This window comes from Saliniramus sp. (genome assembly GCF_035311605.1).
Taxonomy (GTDB): Bacteria; Pseudomonadota; Alphaproteobacteria; order Rhizobiales; family Beijerinckiaceae; genus Saliniramus.
Map to the genome: position 1 here is coordinate 1 of NZ_DATGCW010000101.1, position 8,226 is coordinate 8,226.

The following is an 8,226-nucleotide window of genomic DNA, read 5'->3' on the forward strand; positions in this document are numbered from 1 at the left end:
CGAGACGAAGGCGGGGAAGGACAGGCCGAGCAGCGAGGCCAGGCGGATCGCGTAATCCGGCACGCTGTTGCGGCGAATGGCCGACCAGACACCCAGCGGGATGCCCACCGCCGCGCCGAGGATCAGCGCTGCGACCGTGAGTTCGATCGTCGCCGGCAGGACGTTGAGAATTTCCGCGATGACCGGCCGCCCCGAAACCATGGACTGGCCCCAGTCGCCAGTGAAGACGCCCGCCATGAACTCGACATACTGGATGTAGAGCGGCTGATCGAGCCCGAGGCGTGTACGCAGGGATTCGATCGCGGCCTGGCTGGCCTGGTCGCCCAGGATCACGAGCGCCGGATCCCCGGGCAGAATACGGACGATGAAAAAGACGATGGTGAGCACGCAAAACAACGTGATCACGGCAAAGCCCAATCGTTTGAGGACGAAGCTTCCCATGCGGCCTCACAAGTGTCGGACGCGGTTCGTCCGGATGCGTGATGTTGTCGGAAAATGGGGGGTGCGACCGGGCACATGGCCCGGTCGCGACGCCGCCTTCACTGCGTGAAACGCGACTTCTCGGTGATGGCCGGGCTCAGATTGAGCGATCCGACGACCTCATGACCGAGATCGAGGCTGTCCGTCCACGCCCAGAGCTGCATGTTCTGGTAGATCGGCACCACGCAGACCGCATCCATGATCTTGCGCTGCGCTTCCGCCCAGAGTTCGAGCTGGCGGGCCTGATCCGGCTCGATGCGCGCTGCCACGATTTCCTGATCCGCAACGTCGCAATGCGAAAAGTTGGTGCTCGCGGTCGGCTTCCCGGGTGCGGAATCAGAATGGTTGAACAGCGTGAGGTAGGTATCCGCGACCGGGAACCGTGCCGCGGAGTAGTGCGTCACCTGGCTCAGATCCTCACGGATCTGGGCGTGGAAGGTGGCGTGCTCGACCAGATCGATGTCGAGGGTGATGCCCGATTCACGCAGTTGCGCCTGCACCGCCTCGATGGTGGCGAGCATGCCCGGCAAGGTGGTGTGGATCGCGTTGAGTGTCACACCGTCCGGGAAGCCGGCTTCGGCAAGCAGTTCACGGGCGCGTTCGGGGCTGTACTCGTATTGCGGCACATCATCCGTGTAGCCGAGGTAGCCCTCCGGGACGGGCGAAACCGCCGGCAGCGTCACGTCAGGACCCTTGAATTCCACCATCGCCTCGCGGTTGACGGCATGGGCCACTGCCCGGCGTACGCGCACGTCATCGAGGGGCGGCATGGTCATGTTGAGCATGAGCTGTGACATCTCCCCGGGACGCATGGCCACGACCGTGGTATCGGGCAACTCGGAGATGCGGTCCAGCCATGTCTGGTCCTGACGCCCGTAGAGCATGTCGATCTCGCCGGCCTGGAAGGCGAGGTCACGGCTCGAATCGGAGGGAATGTAGCGCAGCATGATCTCCTTGATCTGCGGAGCGCCGCGGAAATAGTTCTCGTTGGCCACGAGCCGTACGAATTGCTGCGGCTGGTATTCCGCGAATTGCCACGGGCCCGTACCCACCGGCTCACGCTCGAACTGGTCGCCCATGGCCTCGACGGCGGCCTGGCAGACGATGTTGCCGCCATGATAGGGAACGAGCAGGCCGAGCAGGCTTGGCACCGGCTCCGACAGGATGATGGTCACCTCGTTCTCGGCCGTGGCCTCGACGGATTCGACGGCGCGGAAATCGCTGGCGAAGGCCGAGGTGTCGGGATTGGCCGCGCGCTCGAGCGAGAACACGACGTCATCCGCACTCAGCATGCCCCAGTCACCGTGGCAGGCGACGTCATCGCGCAGCGAGAAGGTCCAGGTCAGGCCGTCTTCCGACGAGGTCCAGCTCTCGGCGATATCCGGCTCGATATATTCCGGGCTCGCCTGGCCGGGCGCGATGCGCACCAGACCGTTGAACATGTAGTGCAGCAATCCCTTGTCCGGCGTGGTCGTCGCCACGTGCGGATCAAGGCGCCCCGCATCGGCGCTGGCCATACCGATGGTCAGCGTCGTCTGCTGGGCATAGGCACTGCCGGCGAAAAGCATCGCCGAGCAGGCCAGGGTGAAGGTCGATAGTCTCATGCTCCGGTTCTCCTCTGTGACTCTTCTTTGTTTCCGTTACGAAACAGCATGCGCTTGCGACGCATGCCTGTCACCCGTCAAAGTGTATCTTCCAGGCGACAATTCACGAGCATTTCCGCAATGCTCGCGGTATTCGGCAGCGCGATCACGGTCTCGGCCAGATGGGCGAGATCCTCGGGTGCGATCATGTCGCTGCGCGAAACCTTGGTGACCCCTGCGGTGAGGTCGGTAGCGACGAAGCTCGGGCACAGGGCCGTGGCACGCACGCCGTCTTCCCAGCCGATCCGGCGGGTGCCGTGGGTGAGCGCCATCAGCGCGAATTTCGTCATGGCATAGGCGATATTGTCGTTGCGCACCCGCTTGCCCGAGAGCGAGGCCACGTTGACGATGCGCCCCGCCCCGCTGGTCCGCAGATGCGGCAGGCAGGAGCGGGTGAGAAACAAAGGCCCCTTCACATTGGCCGAAACCAGCGCGTCGAGTTCCTCTTCCTCACCGGCCTCGATGGAAAAGCCGTTGCTGGTGCCCGCATTGTTGACGAGGCCGTCGAGGCGCCCGAAGCGTGTGAGCGTCTCCTCCAGCCAGCGCGCATGGCTGTCGCGGTCGCCGGCTTCGTAGCGGCAGGCGAGAAAGCGCGATCCGGCGATGTGGGAAAAGCTCCCGGCGAGCCTGTCGCGATCGCGCGCGCCCACACTGACATTGTAGCCGCGCGCGTGCAGCCGTTCGGCGATGGCGCGTCCGATGCCCCGGCTCGCACCGGAGATCATGATGGTGCGTCCCTCAGGCGCGAGCATGGGCGATCTCTTTTCGGTTCGTCGAAGCGAAGCGTTCCGGCGCGAAGCGCGCGAGCGGCAAGGGATTTTGCCGTCCGGTGACGAGATCGCGCACGATCTCGCCGACGAGCGGGGCGAGTGCGAAGCCGTGGGCGGAAAAGCCGAAAGCATGGACGAGACCGGGGATTTGGCTGCACGCGCCGATCACCGGCAGGCCGTCTTCGACCATCCCTTCGATCCCGGTCCAGCTACGCAGGATCGGTACGTCGCGCAGATGCGGGAACAGGTTGGCGGCATTGGCCAGATTGGCCGCGATCCGCTCGGGCAGTACGATGCCGCGCATGGCTGTTTCGCCCGCACCGCTCACGATCCGCCCCTCGAAGGCGCCGCCGATCACCACTGCGCCGGCATCGGTCTGCTTCAGCGACAGTTTGCGACCCTGGCTGCCGATCACCGGCGTGACGAAAGGGGCGACGGGGGCGGTGACGATCATCTGCAATGCGCTCGCGCGCATCGGGATGTGCTCCCCGGGAAGGCTGTTCGAAGGCTGATGCTTCGTCCCCCAATTCCGGCTTCCCCAAGCTCCGGCACAATTGGCGACCGATCCGGCACGGATGCGCACGTGATCCGTGACGACTTCGAGAGCCTGTCCGTCGGCGCGGTCGACGGCGTGCACAGTGACCCCCTCGCGGATCTCCACCCCGAGGACCAGGCAGGCCCGGCGATAGGCGTGCACGGCCTTCAGCGGATCGGCGAAACCGTCATCATCGACCGTGAGCGCACCGAGGCAGTGGCGGGCGAGGGTGGGCACCCGCTCGAACAGGACGTTGGGCCCGATCATCCGCTCATGCGTCCAGCCCGCAGCTTGCGTGCGCGCGGCGCGGGCCTCGAGGGCGGCAAGGGCGGTTTCGTCTTCGGCCACGCGAATCTGGCCGCTGGCAGCGAAGCCGACATCGGCACCGAGCCTCTCGGCAAGCCCCGCCCAGAGCGGCAGGGCGGCGCGGGCCAGGGGAATTTCGGCGGGATCGCGGTTGAGGCTGCGCACGCCGCCGGCGCTCGCTGAGGAGGCGTGGCGACCGCATGTATCGCGTTCAAGCAGGAGCACCTCCAACCCGGCCCGGCGCGCCTCGAAGGCGCAGGCGAGCCCGACCAGCCCGCCGCCGATGACGACGAGATCAGCCCTCATGCGCGGCCTCCGGCTGTTCGAGGTAATCGCGCAGCAGCACCGGCTTGAGCGGCGCGCGGATGCGCAGGGCACCGGTCGCGTCGGGAGTGGAGCCGGTCTCCTGCGCCAAGACCCGGGTCAGAGGATTGCCGCAGATCCGGCCCTGGCAGGGTCCCATGCCGCAACGGGTGAAGGTCTTGACGCGGTTGGGTCCGTTCGCCCCGAGCGCCACGGCCCGGCGTATGGCGCCTACGGTCACCGCTTCACATCGGCAGAGCACGGCCTCGTCCGCTTCCGGACCAGGCGGCGGCAGGGTGGGGTAGAGCGCATCGACGAGGGGGCGCACGGCACGCTTTTTCTGGCGCAGGCGCCATAAACGCGCGACCGTCTCGCGGTGGGTATCGGCATGATCGGGAATCCGGCGCGACGCCACTGCATGGCCGGCTAGGCTGCCGGTAATCTCGGCGAGTTCCGCCCCTCCGATTCCCGCCGCATCGCCGACGATCCAGAGCCCGGGCAAGGCGGTCTCACCATCCTCCGAAACGACCGGAGCGAAGGCGGCCTGTGCCGCGTTCCAGCGATGCTCCAGCCCCAGCAGCCGGCTGATCTGGGTGTTGGGGATGACCCCGTCATGCACGGCGAGCAGGGTTGCGGGCAGGCTCATGTCACGGTCGCCGGCGCGAAAGCGCACGCGCGTGATCGCGCCGTCTGCGGCATCTGATTCAGCGCGCAGTTGCGTGACGTGACGATGGACCGGAATTCCGGAAAGGCGCCGGCGCAGGGAGAGCAGCATGCCCTGCGCCACAAGTGCGGGATCGGAAAGCAGCGCAGCGGGGAGCTGGCGCACGGCACGCCGGCGGGTGCCGGGCGGGGTCATGTCGAGGACGGCCGAGACGCGTCCGCCGAGACTTCGGATCTGGGCGAGGGCGAGCAGCAGCAAGGGGCCCTGACCGGCCAGCACGACGCCCTCGGAATCTGGCACGAGCGCGGATTGCTTCATCGCGATCTGCAAGGCGCCGATCCCCATCACGCCCGGGCGATGGCTGCCAGGGAACACCATGGCGCGTTCCTGCGCGCCGCAGGCGACGATGACGTTGCGGGCAATGCTGTGCTGCAGCGCCGGCGCATGACCGGCATCGCGACGCAGCCATGTGATGGCGAAACCCTCTTCCTCCTGAGCGATATCGACGAGCGTCGCACTCGCATGATGGCGGGCACCGGAGGCGGCCAGACGTGCGAGCGCCTTCTCCGCACGGTGATAGCTCGCGGCGAAGATCCGGCGCGGGCCCTGATCAGCGAGGATCGCCCCGGCATTGCGCCAGACCTGGCCGCCGGCGGCAGGTTGCTCGTCGAGCAGGATCACGGTGAGACCGGCTCCGGCGGCGACGCCCGCAGCCGCGAGACCGGCGGGCCCGGCGCCGATGACGATCAGATCAAGGGGAGCGTTGCGCGGACTCATGCTTGCGCGCCCCCGGTATTGTCAGCGGAGGCGACCTCATCAGGCAGATGCGTGCGCACCTGCATCCCTTCCCTCACGGGAGTGAGGCAGGCCTGGACGCCGGGGCGCCCATCGACCTCGCACAGGCAGCCGAAACAGATGCCGATCAGGCAGGCCGGGCTGTTGAGCGCGCCGGTCTTCGGATTGCGCGCGAATGCCGTCAGCCCGCCGGCAATCAGCGCCGTGGCGAGACTGTCGCCGGAATATGCCGTGAAGGGCCGGCCATCGACGTGAATGGTCATAGCCTTTGCGGCGTCATCGACGCGTCGGAACAGGCCACGGGAGGGAATGCTCATGCCGCCTCCCTGAAACGATCCGGCGAAAACGCGTGATACGTCTCGTTCAGGCGCCCGGCCATGATCGCCTGCGCGACCTCGCCGGCATGGGCCGCGGCGAGCGTCACGCCGCTATGGCAGGTGACGAGGAAGGCGCCGGGATGGCGCTCCGATTCCTGGTAGATCGGCAGCCCGTCAGGCGACATCACCCGCAAACCGCCCCAGGAGCGGACCAGTGCGGCATCGGCCAGCGCGGGGAACATCCGCATGGCGCGGCGCGCAATCTGCGTCGCGACCGCCTGCGTCGTGCCGCGATCGAAGCCGACCTCTTCCTTGCTGTCGCCGATCATGATGGTGCCGTCGCCGGTCTGGCGGATGGTGTGGCAGGCCATGGGAAGCATCTGCGGCCGCCGCTGGGTGACGAGAATCTGTCCGCGCTGTGGGCGAATGGGCGCATCGAGGCCAAGCATCGGCGCCAGCTCCGCATTGCCGAGCCCGGCCGCGAGCACGACCTGCTTCGCCGCGAGCGCCTGCGTTTCCCCCTCGACGAGAAAGCCGTCGGGCTTCTGCGGGCGGATGCGCCGGATCGGCTGCGCCAAGGTCTCCACATGCGGCTTCAGGACGGCGCGCAGGGCGCGCAGGGTGGAAAGCGGATCGGCATGGCCGTCATGCGGGCAGAAAGCCGCGCCCGTGACCTCGGGGCCGAGCCCGGTAAACCAGGTATCCAGCGTCTTGCGATCGACGATCCGGGTATCGTTGTCACCGCCCGGCTGATTGTGCATGCGCGCGATCCCGGCGGCGAAGGCGTCCAGTTCCGCCTCGCCGAGGGCGAGCTTGACGCCGCCACTGCGGCGGTACTGCACATCGATACCGCCGCTTTGAGAAAGCTCTCCCGCGAAGTCCTCCCACGCATCGGCGGAGCGTCGCGAGAGGGCGGCGTAATCGGGTGCCCCGAGGCCCTTGCCCTGGACCCAGACCAGGCCGAAATTTGCCACGGAGGCGTGGAAATCATCCTGTGCGCCATCGCAGAGCGCGACCTTCGCCCCGGCTCGCATGAAACCGAGCGCCAGTGCCGAGCCGACCAGCCCGCCTCCGATCACCGCGATGTCGAAGGCTCGCGTCATCCGTGTAACGTCAGGGGCGCGGTAGCCGGTGCCCCCTCCCGGAAACGCGTGAAGGCGAAGGCTGCGAGGTCCCGCTCCTGCTCTCGCCCGAGCAGCAGGTCGCGCATGATGCGTCCGGTCACCGGACCGAGACAGAACCCGTGGCCGGAAAAGCCCGAAGCGACATGCAGCCCCGCGATTCCCGGTACCGGGCCGAGCACCGGCAGGGCGTCGGGTGTGAGATCGATCACGCCACCCCAGAAGCGTTCGACCGGCGTGGTGGCGAAGGCGGGCAGCACCTCTGCCACGCGCATCAGCATGCCCGACAGGGTCGCTGCATCAGGGCTGGCGCGCGGATGGCCCTGATCGTCATGTGTGAGAGCGCCATCCCACGGCAGGATCCCGGAGGAGACGCGCAGCCTCCCATCCGCCTGCTGGCGGGCGGCAACATTGGCGCTGGCCGTCCCGAGAACCTGATCGAGACAGGGTGCGACCTTCTCGCTGAGCGCCATCGTCACCAGCGGCGTGCGCAGCGGCAGATCAAGGCCGAGCGGCGCGAGCAGGCCGGGCGCCCCGATCCCCGCCGCGACGAGACAGGCATCGCCGGCGATCGGCCCGTCAGCGGTCTCCAGCGCGCGAAACCGCCCGCCCGTGCAATCGATCCCGGTCACGGGCGTGCCGAAGCGGAACCGGACCCCCAGCCGCTCCCCGGCATCGCGATAGGCGCGCGCCACGGCGAGCGGTTCGGCCTGCCCGTCGCTCGGGCAATGGGAGGCGCAAACGATCTCTGGTGACAGGGCTGGCGCGAGCGCGCGCAGATCATCGCCCTCGACGAGGCTGATCTCCAGCCCGACGGCGGATTGCTCCTTGACCAGTGCGGCGATGCGCTGCGCCTCCTGCGCATCGCGGGCCAGTCTCAAGTTGCCACTGCGGCGATAACCGGTCGGCGCGTCGAGTTCCTCGTCGAGCGTGGCCCAGAGCGCCACGGCCTCGCGGGCGAGCGGCAATTCCGCAGGGTCACGTCCGGACTGGCGTACGCCCGCGAGCGTCCAGCCCGAAGCCATCGCCGCAGGGCCATAGGCATCGACCAGCGTCACCGCGATGCCGTCCCGGGCCAGGGCATGGGCGGTGGCGAGGCCGGTAATGCCGGCGCCGATGACGACAACATGGCTCATGACGACTGCTCCCACATCATCATCTCACGCCGCCTTCTCTGCCAGGCCGCGCCGGAAGCGCGACAGGGCGTAGCCGCTGGCATCGACGACGGGATCGCGCCCGGTCGCGAGCTGCGCCGCGAGCAGGCCGATCCCGGTGCCGAGGCCGAAACCGTG

General features: G+C 67.8%; 7 protein-coding genes and 1 pseudogene. All 8 read right to left on the reverse strand.

Features of this window, described 5'->3' with window-relative positions:
- A pseudogene (locus tag VKP01_RS04760) lies at positions 1-441 on the reverse strand (ABC transporter permease); the annotation flags it as partial.
- A gap of 98 nt (positions 442-539) precedes the next feature.
- Positions 540-2,084, reverse strand: a complete 1,545-nt coding sequence (locus tag VKP01_RS04765; protein WP_324410780.1) for an ABC transporter substrate-binding protein — start codon at positions 2,082-2,084, stop codon at positions 540-542.
- 77 nt (positions 2,085-2,161) lie between these two features.
- Complete coding sequence (locus VKP01_RS04770; protein WP_324410782.1) at positions 2,162-2,875, reverse strand: SDR family NAD(P)-dependent oxidoreductase; 714 nt, start codon at positions 2,873-2,875, stop codon at positions 2,162-2,164.
- Positions 2,862-4,040, reverse strand: coding sequence for an FAD-binding oxidoreductase (locus VKP01_RS04775; protein ID WP_324410784.1), 1,179 nt, complete (start codon positions 4,038-4,040; stop codon positions 2,862-2,864). Before VKP01_RS04775 ends, VKP01_RS04770 begins: the two co-directional genes overlap by 14 nt.
- On the reverse strand, positions 4,030-5,478 hold the full coding sequence (locus VKP01_RS04780) for an FAD-dependent oxidoreductase (protein WP_324410785.1): 1,449 nt from the start codon (positions 5,476-5,478) through the stop codon (positions 4,030-4,032). Before VKP01_RS04780 ends, VKP01_RS04775 begins: the two co-directional genes overlap by 11 nt.
- Positions 5,475-5,813 carry a (2Fe-2S)-binding protein gene (locus tag VKP01_RS04785; RefSeq protein ID WP_324410787.1) on the reverse strand — a complete coding sequence of 113 codons (339 nt, stop codon included), beginning with the start codon at positions 5,811-5,813 and terminating at the stop codon, positions 5,475-5,477. Before VKP01_RS04785 ends, VKP01_RS04780 begins: the two co-directional genes overlap by 4 nt.
- Positions 5,810-6,916 (reverse strand): FAD-dependent oxidoreductase, encoded by a 1,107-nt coding sequence (locus VKP01_RS04790; protein ID WP_324410789.1) that lies wholly within the window; start codon positions 6,914-6,916, stop codon positions 5,810-5,812. The genes VKP01_RS04785 and VKP01_RS04790 overlap by 4 nt, the downstream gene beginning before the upstream one ends.
- A complete protein-coding gene (locus tag VKP01_RS04795; protein ID WP_324410791.1) occupies positions 6,913-8,070 on the reverse strand; it encodes an FAD-binding oxidoreductase in 1,158 nt (385 codons plus the stop codon). Before VKP01_RS04795 ends, VKP01_RS04790 begins: the two co-directional genes overlap by 4 nt.
- Between the last annotated feature and the right edge of the window lie 156 nt (positions 8,071-8,226).

What these genes read in the sequence shown, in the direction of transcription:
- VKP01_RS04775 (WP_324410784.1), bottom strand. Translation starts at nt 4,040, where the DNA reads ATGAGGGCTGATCTCGTCGTCATCGGCGGCGGGCTGGTCGGGCTCGCC.
- VKP01_RS04770 (WP_324410782.1), bottom strand. Translation starts at nt 2,875, where the DNA reads ATGCTCGCGCCTGAGGGACGCACCATCATGATCTCCGGTGCGAGCCGG.
- VKP01_RS04790 (WP_324410789.1), bottom strand. Translation starts at nt 6,916, where the DNA reads ATGACGCGAGCCTTCGACATCGCGGTGATCGGAGGCGGGCTGGTCGGC.
- VKP01_RS04785 (WP_324410787.1), bottom strand. Translation starts at nt 5,813, where the DNA reads ATGAGCATTCCCTCCCGTGGCCTGTTCCGACGCGTCGATGACGCCGCA.
- VKP01_RS04780 (WP_324410785.1), bottom strand. Translation starts at nt 5,478, where the DNA reads ATGAGTCCGCGCAACGCTCCCCTTGATCTGATCGTCATCGGCGCCGGG.
- VKP01_RS04795 (WP_324410791.1), bottom strand. Translation starts at nt 8,070, where the DNA reads ATGAGCCATGTTGTCGTCATCGGCGCCGGCATTACCGGCCTCGCCACC.
- VKP01_RS04765 (WP_324410780.1), bottom strand. Translation starts at nt 2,084, where the DNA reads ATGAGACTATCGACCTTCACCCTGGCCTGCTCGGCGATGCTTTTCGCC.